Source organism: Klebsiella sp. X1-16S-Nf21, from assembly GCF_002837615.1.
GTDB lineage: Bacteria > Pseudomonadota > Gammaproteobacteria > Enterobacterales > Enterobacteriaceae > Klebsiella > Klebsiella variicola.
In genome coordinates, this window is sequence record NZ_PJDK01000062.1 from 1 (window position 1) to 17,910 (window position 17,910).

The following is a 17,910-nucleotide window of genomic DNA, read 5'->3' on the forward strand; positions in this document are numbered from 1 at the left end:
CCAAGCTCTTCGGCGGCGGCGGCGAACCCGGCCCGGCGAGCGACCAGCATAAAGACGCGTAAATCATTTAGCAGCGGCAGATTATTCATGATCTGTGTTTTATGTTTCACCAGTTAGCGTGATTAATTATGAACCAGTCAATTATAGGATAGGCAGGTGGTCAAACATCATCGCTAAAAAGTGAGAACCGGAATGAAAAAAACCTATCGTATTGCCGCCATCCCGGGTGACGGAATTGGCAAAGAAGTTCTGCCTGAAGGGATTCGCGTGCTGCAAGCCGCCGCACAGCGTTGGGATCTGTCATTGAGCTTCGAGCAGATGGAGTGGGCAAGCTGCGAATATTATGCCCATCACGGCAAGATGATGCCGGACGACTGGCGCGAGCAGCTGCAGGGCTTCGATGCCATCTACTTCGGCGCCGTCGGCTGGCCGGATACCGTTCCCGACCACATTTCGCTGTGGGGGTCGCTGCTGAAGTTCCGCCGTGAGTTTGACCAATACGTCAACCTGCGTCCGGTGCGTCTGTTCCCCGGCGTCCCCTGCCCGCTGGCGGGTAAAAAGGCCGGCGATATCGATTTTTACGTGGTGCGCGAAAATACCGAAGGCGAATATTCCGCCCTCGGCGGGCGCGCCAATGAAGGCACCGAGCATGAAGTGGTGATTCAGGAGTCGGTCTTTACCCGCCGCGGCGTGGACCGGATCCTGCGCTACGCCTTCGAACTGGCGCAAAGCCGCCCACGCAAAACGCTGACTTCGGCGACCAAATCCAACGGTCTGGCGATCAGCATGCCCTACTGGGATGAGCGGGTGGAAGAGATGGCCAAAAACTATCCGGATATTCGCTGGGACAAGCAGCATATCGATATCCTGTGCGCCCGCTTCGTGCTGCAGCCGGAGCGTTTTGACGTGGTGGTCGGCTCCAACCTGTTCGGCGATATTCTCTCCGATCTCGGCCCGGCCTGTACCGGCACAATCGGTATTGCGCCGTCGGCCAATCTCAATCCGGAGCGCACCTTCCCGTCGCTGTTCGAGCCGGTTCACGGCTCCGCGCCGGATATCTACGGTAAAAATATCGCCAACCCGATCGCCACCGTGTGGGCCGGGGCGATGATGCTCGATTTCCTCGGCAACGGCGATGCGCGCTATCACGCCGCGCACAACGGCATCCTGGCGGCGATTGAGCAGGTGATTGCCAGCGGGCCGAAAACCCCGGATATGAAAGGCAGCGCGTCAACGCAACAGGTCAGCGACGCCATCTGCAAAGCCATTTTGGCGTAATTACCCCGCAGCTACCCGGCGGCGCGGCGCTTACCGGGGCTACAAAAGGCACGATAATGTAAAAACACGGCCCTCAGCCCGCATCCCTGCGGGCTGCCCCGGCCTGCCGGGTACGTCTCAGCGATGTTGAGGCCGCCAACACCGGCAGTTTCAGTAGCCATAGGGACAAGGTAGAGATCTTAAGCTCGCAATGGCACGGACCGTAGGTCGGGTAAGGCGTTAGCCGCCACCCGACAAAAAAACGACACCGCGAGTAGCGAGCACCGGTAAGGCGCAGCCGCTACCCGGGAAGACCTGCGCCAACTTCCCTCTCTTTTCGCTATGCAGAATCCCCCACGATTGACAAGTGGACCGCATCACAGCGGTGAACTTTATTAATTCCTGAAAGGACAGAACCTGCGCCAATTCACCTTTTATTATTTCCGTTCCGTGTTTTATTGCTTCACGAAACGGCCAATTGTTTAATTCATGTAACGAAGAAATAATCCGATTGTTAATAGCTTTTGCTACGAACCTTGACCCTACAGCGTGATAACAACGACAGGCTAAAGCCACCGACGGGCAATCATGCCCAGGAGATCACCCATGTTGAGCAACGTAAAGAAAAAAGATGTGCCGCTGATTGCCATCAGCCTGGCGGCCATTGTTTTCATCGCCGCTACATTAAGTCTCTTCCCCCACCAAACCGCGCAGGCGGCTGATTCGATTTTTAACGGCGTGACCCGCCTGCTGGGCTCCACGGTACAGGTACTGGTGCTGCTGGCGCTGGGACTGGTGCTCTATCTGGCCACCAGCAAATACGGCAATATCCGTCTCGGCGAAGGCAAAGTCGAATACAGTACCCTCTCATGGCTGTTTATGTTTATCTGCGCCGGGCTCGGCTCCTCCACGCTGTACTGGGGCGTTGCCGAATGGGCTTATTATTACCAGACCCCGGGCCTGAACATTGCTCCGCAATCGCCGAAAGCGCTGGAATACAGCATCCCTTATTCTTTCTTCCACTGGGGGGTTAGCGCCTGGGCGACCTACACTCTCGCTTCGCTGATCATGGCCTATCACTTCCACGTGCGGAAAAATAAAGGCCTCAGCCTCTCCGGGATCATTTCAGCGATCACCGGAGTGAGTCCGCAGGGCTTCTGGGGCCGTCTGGTCGATCTGATGTTCCTGATCGCTACCGTCGGCGCGTTAACCATTTCGCTGGTGGTCACTGCCGCCACCTTCACCCGCGGCCTGTCAGCGCTGACCGGGCTGCCGGATAACTTCACCGTGCAGGCGTTTGTGATCCTGCTCTCCGGCGGTATTTTCTGCATGAGTTCGTGGATTGGCATCAACAACGGCCTGCAGCGCCTGAGCAAAATGGTCGGCTGGGGGGCGTTTCTGCTGCCGTTGGTGGTATTACTGGTTGGTCCGACCGAATTCATCACCAATAACATCATTAACGCCGTCGGCCTGACGACTCAGAACTTCCTGCAGATGAGTCTGTTTACCGATCCCCTCGGCGACGGCGCCTTTACCCGCAACTGGACCGTCTTCTACTGGCTGTGGTGGATCTCCTATACTCCGGGCGTGGCGATGTTCGTCACCCGCGTCTCCCGCGGGCGCAAAATCAAAGAGGTGATCTGGGGACTGCTCCTTGGTAGCACCGCCGGCTGCTGGTTCTTCTTTGGGGTGATGGAAAGCTACGCCATGCACCAGTTCGTTAACGGCGTGATTAACGTACCGCAGGTGATGCAGACTCTTGGCGGCGAAACCGCCGTCCAGCAGGTCCTGATGTCGCTGCCGGCAGGTAAGCTGTTCCTCGCCGCCTATCTGTTCGTGATGATTGTTTTCCTCGCCTCGCACATGGATGCGGTGGCCTACACCATGGCGGCGACCAGCACCCGCAACCTGCGCGAAGGCGACGATCCGGATCGCGGCATGCGCCTGTTCTGGTGCGTGGTGATCACCCTCATCCCGCTATCGATTCTGTTTACCGGCGCTTCGCTTGAGACCATGAAAACCACCGTGGTGCTGACCGCCCTACCGTTCCTGGCCATTTTACTGATTAAAACCGGCGGCTTCGTGCGCTGGCTAAAACAGGACTACGCCCACGTGCCGGTCAATCAGATACAAACCCATACGCCCGAGCCAATGATTAAAGCCGAGACGCTACCGGTTGGCACGGTACTCAAAGGCGACGGCCAGTCGCTGTAAAACCTCTTACTGAAAATAATCACAAGGTGACCTTACATGAGCAATTTGAGCCCTGACTTTACTCTGCCGATTAACTTTTGCGCCAATCCGCAGGATGCCTGGACCATTCCGGCCCGTTTTTATACCGACAGCCAGGCGTTTGAACACGAGAAAGAGCGCATCTTCGCCAATAGCTGGATTTGCGTCGCCCACGGCAGCGAGGTCGCCCGGCCGAACGACTACATCACCCGGGAGATCATTGGTGAAAATATCGTTATCGTCCGCGGCCGCGACAACATTCTGCGCGCTTTCTATAACGTCTGCCCGCACCGCGGCCACCAGCTGCTGAGCGGTGAAGGTAAAGCCAAAAACGTGATTACCTGCCCCTATCACGCCTGGGCCTTCAAGCTTGACGGCAATCTCGCCCACGCCCGCAACTGCGAAAACGTGGCGAATTTCGATAGCGAAAAGGCAACGCTGGTGCCGGTTCGCCTGGAAGAGTATGCCGGCTTTGTGTTTATCAATATGAACCCGCAAGCGGAGAGCGTGGAAACGCAGCTGCCGGGCCTGCAGGACAAAGTGCTGGAAGCCTGCCCGGACGTGCATGACCTGAAACTGGCAGCGCGCTTTACCACTCTCACCCCGGCGAACTGGAAAAATATCGTCGATAACTATCTGGAATGTTACCACTGCGGCCCGGCGCACCCGGGCTTCTCGGATTCCGTACAGGTTGACCGTTACTGGCACACCATGCACGGCAAATGGACGCTGCAGTATGGCTTCGCCAAGCCGTCCGAGCAGTCGTTTAAATTCGAAGAAGGTACCGACGCCGCGTTCCACGGTTTCTGGCTATGGCCGTGCACCATGTTCAACGTGACGCCGATCAAGGGCATGATGACCGTGATCTATGAATTCCCGGTGGATGAAGAGACCACTCTGCAGAATTACGACATCTATTTCACCAACGAAGAGCTGACTGACGATCAGAAAGCGCTGATTGAGTGGTATCGCGACGTGTTCCGCCCGGAAGATTTACGCCTGGTGGAAAGCGTGCAGAAGGGGCTGAAGTCCCGCGGCTATCGCGGCCAGGGACGCATTATGGCGGATAACAGCGGCAGCGGTATCTCCGAGCACGGTATCGCCCATTTCCACAATTTGGTGGCCCAGGTGTTCCAGCCGTAATCGTTGAAGGAGTTTGCTATGTCCGTGTTTCACTCAGATCTGTTTCGCCAGCAGGCGCTGATTGCCGGAAGCTGGCGCGACGCCGCCGACGGCACGACGCTTGCCGTCAGCAATCCTTCCACCGGCGCGGCGCTCGGCCAGATCCCTAATATGGGTCGGGCGGAAGCGCAGCAGGCCGTGGATGCCGCCGCGGCCGCGCTGCCGGCCTGGCGCGCATTAACCGCCGCTCAGCGCGCCACGCTATTGAAAAACTGGCACCGCCTGATCCTCGAAAACAAAACCGCGCTGGCGCAGATCATGACCGCCGAGCAGGGCAAGCCGCTGGCGGAGGCCGAAGGCGAAATCGCCTATGCCGCCTCGTTTATCGAGTGGTTTGCCGAACAGGGCAAACGCACCAACGGCGAAATAATCCCCTCCCCTGGCGCGGATAAACGCCTGATGGTGATCCGCCAGGGTGTGGGCGTCTGCGCGGCGATCACCCCGTGGAACTTCCCGGCGGCGATGATCACCCGCAAGGCTGGCCCGGCGCTGGCCGCTGGCTGCACGATGGTGATTAAGCCGGCTAACGAAACGCCGTTTACCGCGCTGGCGATGGCGGAACTGGCGATTCAGGCCGGGATCCCGCAGGGCGTTATTAACGTCGTTACCGGCCAGTCGCGCGAAATTGGCGCGGTGTTCACCGGCGATGAGCGGGTGCGTAAACTCTCCTTTACCGGCTCGACCGAAGTTGGCCGCGTGCTGATGCGCCAGTGCGCGGAATCCATCAAAAAGCTCTCTTTAGAGCTCGGCGGTAACGCGCCGTTTATCGTCTTTGACGATGCCGATATCGATAAAGCGGTCGAGGGAGCGCTGATCGCCAAGTTCCGCAACGCCGGGCAAACCTGCGTCTGCGTTAACCGCTTCTATATTCATCGCGCCGTCTACGACCAATTCTGCGATAAGTTCGTGGCCCGCGTCGCCGCCCTGAAAGTGGGCGATGGCAGCGAGTCCGGTGTGCAGATTGGCCCGCTTATCAACGCCGACGCCGGGCGCAAAGTGCAGTCCCTGCTCGACGACGCCCTGACCCGCGGCGCGACGCTGTTAACCGGCGGTAAAGCGCACCCACTGGGCGGTAATTTCTTCACCCCTACGGTGATCGGCGACGTACAGCCGGGGTCACTGCTGCTGCAGGAAGAGATTTTCGGCCCGGTGGCCGCACTGGTGAAATTTGACGATGAGCAGCAGGTCATCGAACAGGCAAATGACACTATCTACGGCCTCGCCTCCTATTTTTACAGCAACGATGCCGCCCGTATCTGGCGCGTCTCCGAGCAGCTGGAATACGGGATGGTCGGCATCAATACCGGGCTGATTTCCAACGAAGTCGCGCCATTTGGCGGAGTGAAGCAGTCCGGCCTTGGCCGCGAAGGGTCGGAACACGGAATCGAAGATTACCTGGAGATGAAGTATCTCTGCCAGGGGTTGTAAATGTCCTCTCCCGGCGGCGGCGCTGGCCACGCCGGGATTTTTGATGGAGTTCAGCGATGTCTGATTATCAAATGTTTGAGGCGATCGTTCGCGATGTTGAACAGATCACCGCCCAGGTGAAGCGTTTTACGCTGGTGTCGCCGACCGGCGCCCCGCTGCCGGGATTCAGCGGCGGCAGCCATATTATCGTCCAGATGCAGGATGGCGAGCAGCGCTACAGTAACGCCTACTCGCTGATGAGCTCGCCGCTGGATACCACCAGCTGGCAGATTGCGGTGCGTCTTGAGTCGCCTTCCAAAGGCGGCTCGCGCTTTATGCACCAGCAGGTGCGCCCGGGCGATACCCTGACGGTGTCCACGCCCAACAACCTGTTCGCCATCGAACCACAGGCGCGAAAACATCTGCTGATCGCCGGCGGTATCGGCATTACGCCATTCTTGTCGCATATTCCGGAACTGGAACAACAGCAGGCCGACTGGCAGCTGCACTACTGTTTCCACGACGCCGACAATAATGCTTTCGTCGATGCGCTCAGCGCCGCGCCGTGGCGAGATCGGGTCAATGTTCATGTATCAGCGCTCGGCAGCCGTCTCGACCTGCCGCGCCTGTTCGCCGACCTCGAGCCCGGAACCCACGTGTATACCTGCGGCCCGGCGGCGCTTAACGAGGCGGTGAAAGCCGCCGCCGAACGCCATCAGGTGCCCGCCAGTCAGCTGCACTTTGAGCAGTTTATCATTGAGGATAAAGGCGGAGAGGCGTTTACCCTGGTGCTGGCGCGTTCCGGACGCGAATTTACCGTACCGCAGGACATGACCATTTTGCAGGTTATTGAGAATAACAAAGCGGCGAAGGTGGAATGCCTGTGCCGCGAAGGGGTGTGCGGCACCTGCGAAACGATGATTCTGGAAGGGGAAGCGGACCACCGCGATCAGTATTACAGCGAGGAAGAGAAAGCCAGCCAGCAGAGTATGCTGATCTGCTGCTCGCGCGCCAAAGGCGGCCGCCTGGTGCTGGATTTGTAAAGCGCACACCGGCCAGCGGTGCTGGCCGGTGTGCAGATCACAGTTCCAGCTCGCGGCGCAGCAGGTCGGCAATATCCTCGCTGCTCTCCGCGGAGACCAGAGATTGACGGAACTCCGCGTGCATAATGCGCCGCGCCAGCCGCGAGAAGATTCGCATATGCTGATCGCCCGCCGAGTGCTTGTTCAGCGTCAGCATAATCACAAACTGCGCCTCTTCATCGCCCCACACCACCGGCTGCGCCAGGCGGGCGACGCTGATGGTCGACTGCTCGATATGCTCGGATTTACTGTGCGGAATGGCGAAGCTAAAGCCCAGACCGGTGGAGAACACCGCCTCGCGGGCCCACAGGTCAGCCTCCAGCTTTCGCGGATAGCGGCAGCGTCCGGCCAGCAGCAGGTTATCCGTCATCCCTTTCAGCACCTCCTCCTTGCTGCGCCAGTCGCTATTGAGCGTAATGCACTCGGCGCTCACCAGCGGCACATCCTGCTGACGCATGCGGAACTGGGCCAACAGATGCTCCACTTCCAGTGAGGTACGGCACTGCATGGCCTGATTCAGCAGCTGGCGGCAGGCGCGGCTGTCCAGTTGCGCCAGGCGCGATTTGGTCGCCGGGATCGCCGGCGCGCTCATGCTCAATTCATCTAAACCGAGGCCTACCAGCAGCGGAAGCACCGATCCTTTGGCACCCAGTTCGCCACACAGACCAATCCATTTCCCCTGCCGATGCACCGCCTGTACCGCATAGTCCAGCGCGCGCAGGAAGGCGGGATTCAGGCTGTTATAATGGCGCGTCACTTTCGCATTATCACGATCGACCGCCAGCAGATACTGCGTTAAGTCGTTGCTGCCGATGCTAAAGAAATCGACCTCTTCACAGCACTGATCGATGATAAACATCACCGACGGCACTTCCAGCATGATGCCGAGCGGGATCTTTTCATCAAACGGGATCTGCTCGGCGCGCAGCGACTGTTTGGCCTCCGCCAGCCGCTCTTTCACCCACAGGATCTCTTCCATTGATGAAATCATGGGGATCATAATCTTCAGCGAGCCGTGGGCCGAGGCGCGTAAAATCGCCCGTAGCTGAGTGTGAAACAGCGCCTGATACTCTTCATAGATGCGCACCGCGCGGTAGCCGAGGAACGGATTGTTTTCCGCAGGGATGTTGAGATAGGCCACCGGCTTATCACCGCCGATATCCATAGTCCGCACGATAATGCTGCGCCCGGCAGCGGGTTCCAGCGCCTGGCAGAAGATGTTGTAGAGCTCATCTTCCGACGGCGCGCTCGGGCGATCCATATACAGCATTTCAGTGCGGAACAACCCTACCGACTGCGCGCCCTGGTTGAATGCCGCCACCGCTTCCACCGAATGGGCGATATTGGCGGCGATCTCCACGCGGATACCGTCTTGCGTCTGCCCGGCTTTATCCAGCCATACCTGCTGCTGTTGCTGGATTTGCGCCTGTAGCCAGGCCTCCTGCTGATAGTAGCGCGCTACCGCCGGACTCGGATCCACCACCAGCAGCCCGGCGTTGCCGTCAATCTGCACCTGCGTATCCATCCACGGCAGCAGCGCGGCTAAATCCACACCCACCAGAGTAGGGATATTGAATGAGCGTGCCAGAATCACGGTATGCGAGGTGGTGCCGCCGCTGCGCAGCAGCAGTCCTTTGAGATGCGTTTTATCCAGTTCCAGAAACTGGCTGGGGGTCAGCTCGTCGGCAAGGCAAATGGCCGCTTCCCGCAGCTGGCCCGGCGCCGGGAAACGGGCTTCGCCGTAGATATGCTGCAATAGCTGGAAACAGACGTCGCGGACATCCAGTACCCGCTCCTGCAGATAGCTGTTGCCGGAGTCGCGGAACTGGGCGCAGAAGTGGTCGCCGGTGGCGACAATCGCCTGCGCGCAGCTGAGGCCGGTGAGGATGCCACCGAGCAGGTGCTGGCGCAGCGAGGCATCCGTCGCCAGCGAACGGTGAGCTTCCAGGATCGCGCTGGCGGTGCCGTCATTGTCCAGCAGCCGCAGCTCGATATCTTTCACCAGCAGGCGCAGGCCATTATCCAGCGCCGCCTGCTCCTGTTCGGGACTGGCGGCGACGGGCAGTTCGCCCAGCTCGTGCAGATCGCGTGATTTGAGATGAACCAGCGTCCCTCCCGCGCTGCCGGCGCACACCGGGTGGGCATGAAACAGCGTCGGGTTCAGCCGCGAAAGCGACTCTGGCACCGGCTGGACATCCAACGTTGGCGCAGCGGGCAGCGGCGCGTCACAGTGGGGAAATTCATCGCGCATAAAAGCCGTTAACGCGGCGAATGCCTCAGCTTCATCTTCGCCGCTGATAAGCAGCTGGCAGGCGTCGCCCTTCAGGGTATTGCTGCCGATAATCGCCAGCGCGCTCTTGGCATTTCCGCCGGTCTCGCGGCGCAAGTTCCGCCACTCAACCGCTGATGAAAAACGGTTACACAGCGTTTCGACCAGACTGGCCGGACGCGCATGCACGCCGTTGGGCAAATCACATGTAAATTCAATGACCAGAGCCATCGCCTTCCTCCAGAGCAATCCATTATTTCCTCAAAAGTAATAAAAGACGGCCCCAGGGACTAGGTGATAAAACTGGCAATTACTGGACTATTGTACACACAATATTTTTTTATGCCCGCCATCACAATTCCACCCTGTTAGCGCTCATCTCTCCTGTCACTACTAAGATTTGAGGTGGATCGCAATTCTTTTCTCATCTTACAAATATCCAGTAAATGCACTTTTTCTCTACTGTTTAATACCCCGCCCTTTTTCTAATGTTGAGGCATCAATACTGTCACGGGCCCTACAGCGCTCAGGAGCAAGCAATGAACGAACTGGTGCAAATACTAAAAAATACCCGCCAGCATCTGATGACCGGCGTGTCACATATGATCCCCTTCGTGGTCTCCGGCGGGATCCTGCTGGCGGTCTCCGTCATGTTGTATGGCAAAGGCGCGGTACCCGATGCCGCCACCGACCCTAATCTGAAGAAACTTTTTGATATCGGCGTCGCCGGGCTGACGCTGATGGTGCCCTTTCTCGCCGCCTACATCGGCTACTCCATTTCTGACCGCGCTGCGCTGGCCCCCTGCGCCATCGGCGCCTGGGTGGGCAACAGCTTTGGCGCCGGTTTCTTCGGCGCGCTGATCGCCGGCATGATTGGCGGCCTGGTGGTCTATTACCTGAAAAAAATCCCCGTACATAAAGTTCTGCGCTCGGTGATGCCGATTTTCATCATTCCCATCGTCGGCACCTTTATCACCGCCGGGATCATGATGTGGGGGCTTGGCGAGCCGGTTGGCGCGCTGACCGCTAACCTGACCGGCTGGCTGCAGGGGATGCGCGAGGGCAGCATCGTGGTGCTGGCCATCATTATGGGTCTGATGCTGGCCTTTGATATGGGCGGCCCGGTGAACAAAGTAGCCTACGCCTTCATGCTGATTTGCGTTTCGCAGGGCGTCTACAGCGTGGTGGCTATCGCTGCCGTCGGTATCGCCGTACCGCCGCTGGGCATGGGGCTGGCGACGCTGATTGGCCGCAAATATTTCACCGCCGAAGAGCGGGAAACCGGCAAAGCCGCGCTGGTGATGGGCTGTGTCGGCGTGACCGAAGGGGCGATTCCCTTTGCCGCCGCGGATCCGCTGCGCGTCATTCCGGCCAATATGATTGGCGCCGCCAGCGGTTGCGTCACCGCCGCGCTGATGGGCGCCCAGTGTTACGCCGGCTGGGGCGGGCTCATCGTGCTGCCGGTGGTCCAGGGCAAGCTCGGGTTTGTTGCCGCGCTGCTGGTCGGCGCCTGCGTCAGCGCTGCCTGCGTCATCCTGCTGAAAGCCTTCGCCAAAAAGAAACCCACTGACGTCGCCGCTGACGATGAACTAGACCTTGATTTCGAAATTAACTAACAGACTGGAAGGAACAGATTATGACCCACATTATCGCTGTCACCGCCTGCCCGTCGGGCGTGGCTCACACCTACATGGCCGCTGAATCGCTGGAAAGCGCCGCCAAAGCCAAAGGCTGGCAGGTCAAGGTTGAAACGCAGGGTTCCATTGGCATTGAAAACGAACTGACGGCGGAGGAGATTGCCGCCGCCGATATGGTCATTCTAACCAAAGATATCGGCATCAAATTCGAAGAGCGTTTTGCCGGGAAAACTATCGTGCGCGTCAATATCAGCGATGCGGTCAAGCGCGCCGACGCCATCATGAACAAGATAGACAGCCACCTTTCCCAGAGCGCCTGAAGCCTTAAAAGGGCGCCTTCGCGCCCTTCGCCACAACATGGAGTTTATCATGACGAATCGTACCCAACGCCTGAAAGCCAGCCTGTTCGCCCAGCCGCGCGAAATCTCCCTTGAGCGCGCATTACTCTACACTGCCAGCCATCGGCAGACGGAGGGCGAGCCGGTGATTATCCGCCGGGCGAAAGCCACCGCGTGGATCCTCGATAAGGTGATGATTTCGATTCGTGAGGATGAACTGATCGCCGGCAACCGCACCGTCAAACCGCGGGCAGGGATTATGTCGCCCGAGATGGACCCCTACTGGCTGCTCAACGAGCTCGACGCCTTTCCGACCCGACCACAGGACCGCTTCGCGATAAGCAAAGAAGATAAGCAAATCTACCGCGAAGCGCTGTACCCCTACTGGGAAAAGCGTTCAATGAAAGATTTCATCAACGGCCAGATGACTGAAGAGGTCAAGGCCGCCGTCAACACCCAGATATTCAGCGTGAACCAGACCGATAAAGGCCAGGGCCATATCATCATCGACTATCCACGGCTGCTGAATCATGGCCTTGGCGCCCTGGTCGCCGAACTCAAAACGCACTGCGCCCGGCAACCGGAGAACCCCTTTTATCAGGCGGTACTGATCCTGCTGGAAGCTTCCCAGCGCCATATTCTGCGCTACGCCGCGCTGGCCGAGGAGATGGCTGGGCACTGTCAGGACCCGCAGCGTCAGCAGGAGCTGTTAACCATCGCCGCTATTTCGCGCCACAACGCGCAACACCGGCCAACGGACTTTCCCCAGGCCTGCCAGCTGTTCTGGTATATGAATATCATTCTGCAGTACGAATCCAATGCCAGCTCGATTTCGCTGGGGCGTTTTGACCAGTATATGCTGCCGTTTTATCAGGCATCGCTGAATCAGGGTCAGGATCCCGCGTATCTCAAGGAGTTGCTGGAGTCGCTGTGGGTGAAATGCAACGATATCGTCCTGCTACGCTCCTCCAGCAGCGCGCGCTATTTCGCGGGTTTTCCCACCGGCTATACCGCCCTGCTCGGCGGGCTGACGGACACCGGGCGCAGCGCGGTCAACGTGCTGTCATTTTTATGCCTCGACGCCTATCAAAACGTTCAGCTGCCGCAGCCGAATCTGGGCGTGCGGGTCAACGAGCTGATTGATCGCCCGTTCCTGCGTAAAACCGCTGAGACCATTCGCCTGGGTACCGGGATCCCGCAGATTTTCAACGATGAGGTGGTCGTGCCGGCCTTCCTTAACCGCGGCGTGTCGCTGGAAGATGCCCGCGATTACGCGGTGGTCGGCTGCGTGGAGCTCTCTATTCCAGGGCGCACCTACGGCCTGCATGATATCGCCATGTTTAATCTGCTGAAGGTGATGGAAATTGTGCTGCAGGAAAATGAACATCAGCCTGACGTCACCTGGGACGGCCTTATCTGCCAGATCCGCGACAAAATCCGCCATTACATCAAGCTGATGGTCGAGGGCAGCAACATTTGCGATATCGGCCACCGCGACTGGGCGCCGGTCCCGCTGCTCTCCTCGTTCATTGAAGATTGCGTGCAGCACGGCAAAGATATCACCGCCGGCGGCGCGCGCTATAACTTCTCCGGCGTCCAGGGTATCGGGATCGCTAACCTGAGCGATTCGCTGTACGCCCTGAAGGGTATGGTCTTCGACCAGCAGCGTCTCAGCTTTGACCAACTGATGGCCGTGCTGAAAGCCAATTTCCAGACGCCGGAAGGGGAAAAGATCCGCGCCCGGCTGATTAACCGTTTTGACAAGTACGGCAACGATATCGACGATGTCGACAATATTAGCGCCGATCTGCTGCGTTTTTACTGCAAAGAAGTCGAGCAGTATCTGAACCCGCGCGGCGGCCATTTTACCCCCGGCTCCTACACCGTCTCCGCGCACGTGCCGCTGGGTTCGGTGGTGGGCGCCACCCCGGACGGGCGACTGGCCGGCGAACAGCTGGCGGACGGCGGCCTGTCGCCGATGGTCGGTCAGGATTCCCAGGGGCCGACGGCAGTGCTGAAATCGGTCAGCAAGCTGGATAACTATCTGCTGTCGAACGGTACGCTGCTGAACGTCAAATTCACTCCGGCAACGCTGGCCGGCGACGGCGGCCTGAACAAACTGGCCGATTTTTTACAGGCCTTCTGCAAGCTCAAGCTGCAGCATATTCAGTTCAACGTGGTCAATGCCGGCACCCTGCGTGAAGCGCAGCAGCGGCCGCAGGACTTTGCCGGTCTGGTGGTACGGGTCGCGGGCTACAGCGCCTTCTTTGTTGAGCTGTCGAAGGAGATTCAGGATGACATTATCCGCCGCACCGCGCATCAGCTGTGAGGTCATCGACACGCGCGCCGACCGGGCGCGTATTTTTAACCTCCAGCGCTACTCGCTCAACGATGGCCAGGGGATCCGCACGGTGGTCTTTTTTAAAGGCTGCCCTCATACCTGCCCGTGGTGCGCCAATCCCGAATCAATTTCACCCAGGATTCAGACCCTGCGCCGGGAGAGTAAATGCCTGCGCTGCACCCGCTGCCAGCAGGACGTCGCCGAATGTCCGTCCGGAGCGTGGGAACAGATTGGCCGCGATGTGACGCTGGATAACCTGTTGCAGGAGGTGCTAAAGGATGAGGTCTTCTTTCGCGCCTCCGGCGGCGGCGTCACCCTCTCCGGGGGCGAAGTGCTCATGCAGGCCGGGTTTGCCGCCCGCTTTCTCCAGCGCCTGCGCCAGTGGGGGATCCGCACCGCCATCGAAACCGCGGGCGACGGCGCTTTTGACCGCTTCCTGCCGGTGGCCGAAGCCTGCAATGAAGTGCTGTTTGATTTTAAAATCATGGAACCTGAGCGGGCGCGGTCGCTGCTGCGAATGAATCAGCCACGGGTGCTGGACAATTTTCGCCAGCTGGCGGCGAGAAAAATCAACCTGATCCCGCGGGTGCCGCTGATCCCGGGCTACACACTGAATACCGATAATTTTCGCCAAATTCTGGCGTTCCTCGCCCCTTTCGCGCTAAAAGAAATGCACCTGTTGCCGTTTCATCAATATGGCGAGCCCAAATACCGTCTGCTGGGCAAACCCTGGACGCTGGCCAGCGTGAAAGCGCCTGACGAAGCGGAAATTCAACCATATCGGGTGATGGCCGAAGCGGCCGGTTTCCACGTCACTATCGGCGGTTAACGCCAGGAGGATGTTATGGACTTCAATATTGTCGCCGTCACCGCCTGCGTCAGCGGGGTGGCGCATACCTACATGGCCGCCGAACGACTGGAAAAGGTCGGTCATCATGAAAAATGGCACCTGAAGGTGGAAACCCAGGGGGCGCTCGGCGTAGAAAATCGGATCACCGCGGAAGATATCGCCCGCGCCGAAGTGGTGCTGCTGGTGACGGATATCGAAATCGACGACCCCCAGCGCTTTCGCGGCCTGCGGACGATTAAAACCAGCATCAAGAGCTTCCTGCTGCAGCCGCAGCAGATCGTCGAGGCCGTAAAAAGCATCATGAAAAAGCCGGTCGTCTATGTAGAACTTCCCTGACCGGCGACAGGCCTTATTCTACATCCAGCAGCCATTTTTGCGCCGGCGTCAGGCGGCTTGCCGTCTCCGGCGTGAGCCAGCGCCGCTGGTCCTGCTGCGGCGTATCCGCACGATCGATATATAACCCATGCAGTACGCGTCGTCTGCTGCCTTCACGATTACGGGTGCCGCCGTGCCAGGCGTGGGCGTTGTAGATCATCACGCTGCCAGCCGGCGCGGCAAACACAATCTCATCGGGATGGGCCTGTTCCGGGTCGGCCAGCACCTCCTCCGGTAACTCGGGGCGGAGGTGGGTACCAGGAATGATCCGCGGCGCGCCGTTGGCGGCGCTCAAATCGTCTATCGCCCAGATGGTATTCACCAGGTGGACTTTGGGAAAATCCGGGCGCGGCTTTTTCCAGTCGGCGTGCAGCGGCTGGTGGCCGCCGTTATACAGCGCCTCGCGGGCGTTCAGGCTGGAGACTTTAAAATCCCCGTTGAAGATATAGCGACAAGCGGAGAGGATCAGCGGGTGTGACCAGACTTTCTCCCAGATAACCCCCTTATTAATCAGGTTAGCGATCCGCGTCGCCGTCGCCTCCTGATGGTGCTCCATCGCCAGATTATCGCCTTCGCGTTCAACCAGGGTGTCAATGAGCAGGCGCATTTCGCTCAGCCACTGGGCGTCAACGACGTTATGCACGACGGTGTAGCCGAGGGTGTCGAGCTCGTGTTTCATTTGCGCGCTGAGCGTCTGGCTGGCGCCTAACGCATCGAGAAAGTTAGCCGATGATGAGTTCATTTTACGTTCCTTTTTAACGTTCCGATAACACAAACAAACTCTACTGGTCCCTCCGCGGCATGACACGAGGCGAGCGCTACAAAAAACTGGACATACGTACGCGAGCCCACAAAGTGTGATGGACATCAATAATCTCTTTTCCGGCGATGCATGCGCTACAGCTGGCCGGCAATCCGCTGCGCAAAATGGCTAAACTAACGCTGCCGGGAAGGAAAAAATAGATTACCATCAACAGGATAATGCGCATGCTGAGGGCAAAGAATGATTGAAGATCTGCCGGATATACTGCATCGGTTAATCGGTCAAAAAGATCACCTACAGGTGAGATTTCCTGAGCCGGATATCTCCGTGCCTGCCCTCGCCTTCAACGTGCCGTTTCCGCGTCTGGAAATTGTGCTGGAGGGCCAACTGAATGAACAGGGACTGCCGCTGGCGGCCTCGACGTTAACCACGCTGCAGGTACTGTACGTGCAGGCGGGGAAGTGGACGCTGCCGCAGTGGACCGGTCCGGCCACTACCCTGAGCATTCTGTTTGGTCGGCAGAAACTGGGATTCAGTATTCAGCGCTGGGACGGAAAAAGCCTGCACACGGAAAAACAGAGCGTTTCCCGGCTTGGGCCGCGCGTGGGTTCCTACCTGTTGCTGAGCCTGAATGAAGTCAGCCTGCAGCCCGATCCGCTGACCGCGCGACTGGTGATCGCCGCGCTGCTGAGTCATTGTCGTGAACAGCTGGTCGGGCTGGAGATGCGCGTCAGCCGCAGCCGGGATCTGTTTCTCGCCGTCCAGGACTACCTCGAGGAAAATCTCAGTCTACCGCTGACGCGGGAATCGGTAGCCAAACGTTTTCACATCACGCCCAACTATCTTTCGCATATTTTTCAGAAATCAGGCTCGGTGGGATTTAATGAATATCTGACCCGTGTCCGTCTGGAAAAGGCGAAGCAGCTATTGCGCGGCTATGACCTGAAGGTGAAAGAGATTGCGCACAATTGCGGCTTTGTCGACAGCAACTATTTTTGCCGGGTTTTTAAACGCTACACAGAACGCTCGCCATCGGAGTATCGGCGACACTGCCGTAGCGCGCAGCAGGCCTAACCTGCCGCACCGGCAGATGGCGCCCACTCCACGCGGCCGCGGCCGTTATGCTTGGCCTTGTACAGCGCCTCGTCGACTTTACGGATAAACGTCTCCTGCGCTTCGCCTGGCCGCCAGGTTCCGACGCCAATGCTGATCGACAGCGGCGTCTGATGATTGATCAGGATGGTGCGAGCGTTAGCAAGGATCGACTGCGCCAGAGCGTGCAGCTCGGGCTCCGACAGGCCATCGACGATAATGGCGAACTCTTCCCCACCGATCCGCGCCGGCTGGACCTGCTCGCTGGTTAGTTTCGCCAGCTGTTTCCCCAGCGAAAATAACACTTCATCCCCCACCAGGTGGCCCCAGCTATCGTTGATTTTCTTAAAAAAATCGATATCCAGAATCATGAGTCCCAGCGCATGCCCGGACTTCTCGCGAATGGTATCAATGAAAAAACGCCGGTTGGGTAACTGGGTCAGTTCATCCTTCAGGGATTGCGAGCGCGCATCGACGTACAGCAAATTGATTCGCTCAATAATTTTGTAGACCCCCACCACGGTCAGCAGCATCCCGGAGAGGCGCAGCAGATCTTCGCAGTAGTAGCCCATCCAGCGCGGCTGAACCACGATCTCATCCATCACATCAAAGGTGCCGCCGGCAATCCACAACAGCAGCCCATAGCGTACCCAGTTGACGGCAATGTGGCTCATCCGCACCTTCGCCGAGCTCCACAGCATAAACACCAGAAACAACAACGCCAGCAGATCGATATAGAGGCCGGGGTTAGTCAGGATCTCGTGTCGTGTACCGACCGGAGGCGACACCAGGGCGCAGCCGACAGCAACAGCGACGATAACCAGCAGCGCAGGCAGGAGCGTCACCCGGGCCACAGCAGCCGGGCCGGGGCGATTCGCAGGAGTATGGAGTTCAGGCATAGCGGTGTCTCATGGTAACAACAGGGCCGATCGCGAGACAGGATAACAGTTAAGCGTAGCGGGACGAATGAAAAAGCGACGGTTCGGTAAAATGGCGGGAACTGGACTGACCCCGCGGAATTGTTCCAACGTACTACCACTCCATGGCGACGAGGTCAGTGGCGCGGATACTAGCGGCTTCATCCG

General features: G+C 58.6%; 14 protein-coding genes and 1 pseudogene. 11 read left to right on the top strand and 4 right to left on the bottom strand.

Going from position 1 to position 17,910, the window contains the following annotated elements; translation table 11 throughout:
* Positions 1–110 (bottom strand): annotated as a pseudogene (locus tag CW267_RS22645) (LysR family transcriptional regulator); the annotation flags it as partial.
* A gap of 82 nt (positions 111–192) precedes the next feature.
* Between CW267_RS22645 and CW267_RS22650 the strand changes: the two are divergent.
* From CW267_RS22650 to CW267_RS22675, 5 genes are all read left to right on the top strand, one after another.
* Complete coding sequence (locus CW267_RS22650) at positions 193–1,278, top strand: tartrate dehydrogenase (protein WP_038422320.1); 1,086 nt, start codon at positions 193–195, stop codon at positions 1,276–1,278.
* A gap of 585 nt (positions 1,279–1,863) precedes the next feature.
* Positions 1,864–3,471 carry a BCCT family transporter gene (locus CW267_RS22660; RefSeq protein WP_100781439.1) on the top strand — a complete coding sequence of 536 codons (1,608 nt, stop codon included), beginning with the start codon at positions 1,864–1,866 and terminating at the stop codon, positions 3,469–3,471.
* Between the two features lie 36 nt (positions 3,472–3,507).
* Positions 3,508–4,632, top strand: a complete 1,125-nt coding sequence (gene yeaW / locus CW267_RS22665; protein ID WP_008805921.1) for a carnitine monooxygenase, oxygenase subunit YeaW — start codon at positions 3,508–3,510, stop codon at positions 4,630–4,632.
* 18 nt (positions 4,633–4,650) lie between these two features.
* Entirely contained in the window at positions 4,651–6,099 is a 1,449-nt protein-coding gene (locus CW267_RS22670) for an NAD-dependent succinate-semialdehyde dehydrogenase (RefSeq protein ID WP_100781438.1), read from the top strand.
* A gap of 56 nt (positions 6,100–6,155) precedes the next feature.
* Entirely contained in the window at positions 6,156–7,121 is a 966-nt protein-coding gene (locus tag CW267_RS22675) for a PDR/VanB family oxidoreductase (protein ID WP_100781437.1), read from the top strand.
* A 37-nt stretch (positions 7,122–7,158) separates the two neighbouring features.
* Here the strand turns inward: CW267_RS22675 and ptsP are convergent, their stop codons facing one another.
* Positions 7,159–9,660, bottom strand: coding sequence for a phosphoenolpyruvate--protein phosphotransferase (ptsP, locus tag CW267_RS22680; RefSeq protein WP_100781436.1), 2,502 nt, complete (start codon positions 9,658–9,660; stop codon positions 7,159–7,161).
* 308 nt (positions 9,661–9,968) lie between these two features.
* On the opposite strand from ptsP, the gene CW267_RS22685 reads away from it, so the two are divergent.
* From CW267_RS22685 to CW267_RS22705, 5 genes are read left to right on the top strand one after another with little or no spacing between them, the layout of a single operon-like run.
* Positions 9,969–11,045 carry a PTS fructose transporter subunit EIIC gene (locus CW267_RS22685; RefSeq protein ID WP_008805917.1) on the top strand — a complete coding sequence of 359 codons (1,077 nt, stop codon included), beginning with the start codon at positions 9,969–9,971 and terminating at the stop codon, positions 11,043–11,045.
* A gap of 20 nt (positions 11,046–11,065) precedes the next feature.
* A complete protein-coding gene (locus CW267_RS22690; protein ID WP_004179264.1) occupies positions 11,066–11,386 on the top strand; it encodes a PTS fructose-like transporter subunit IIB in 321 nt (106 codons plus the stop codon).
* Between the two features lie 49 nt (positions 11,387–11,435).
* Positions 11,436–13,733 (top strand): formate C-acetyltransferase, encoded by a 2,298-nt coding sequence (locus tag CW267_RS22695; RefSeq protein ID WP_100781435.1) that lies wholly within the window; start codon positions 11,436–11,438, stop codon positions 13,731–13,733.
* Positions 13,699–14,574, top strand: a complete 876-nt coding sequence (locus CW267_RS22700; protein ID WP_008805914.1) for a [formate-C-acetyltransferase]-activating enzyme — start codon at positions 13,699–13,701, stop codon at positions 14,572–14,574. Before CW267_RS22695 ends, CW267_RS22700 begins: the two co-directional genes overlap by 35 nt.
* Positions 14,575–14,589: 15 nt before the next feature.
* A complete protein-coding gene (locus CW267_RS22705) occupies positions 14,590–14,931 on the top strand; it encodes a PTS fructose-like transporter subunit IIB (RefSeq protein ID WP_008805913.1) in 342 nt (113 codons plus the stop codon).
* Between the two features lie 13 nt (positions 14,932–14,944).
* Here CW267_RS22705 and CW267_RS22710 read toward each other — a convergent pair whose 3' ends face one another.
* A complete protein-coding gene (locus CW267_RS22710) occupies positions 14,945–15,712 on the bottom strand; it encodes a phytanoyl-CoA dioxygenase family protein (protein ID WP_004183607.1) in 768 nt (255 codons plus the stop codon).
* Positions 15,713–15,973: 261 nt separating this feature from the next.
* Here CW267_RS22710 and CW267_RS22715 point away from each other — a divergent pair, with 261 nt between their 5' ends.
* Positions 15,974–16,807, top strand: a complete 834-nt coding sequence (locus tag CW267_RS22715; RefSeq protein ID WP_008805911.1) for a helix-turn-helix transcriptional regulator — start codon at positions 15,974–15,976, stop codon at positions 16,805–16,807.
* On the opposite strand, the gene CW267_RS22720 is transcribed toward CW267_RS22715, so the two are convergent.
* Positions 16,804–17,724, bottom strand: a complete 921-nt coding sequence (locus CW267_RS22720; protein WP_008805910.1) for a GGDEF domain-containing protein — start codon at positions 17,722–17,724, stop codon at positions 16,804–16,806. The genes CW267_RS22715 and CW267_RS22720 overlap by 4 nt on opposite strands.
* Between the last annotated feature and the right edge of the window lie 186 nt (positions 17,725–17,910).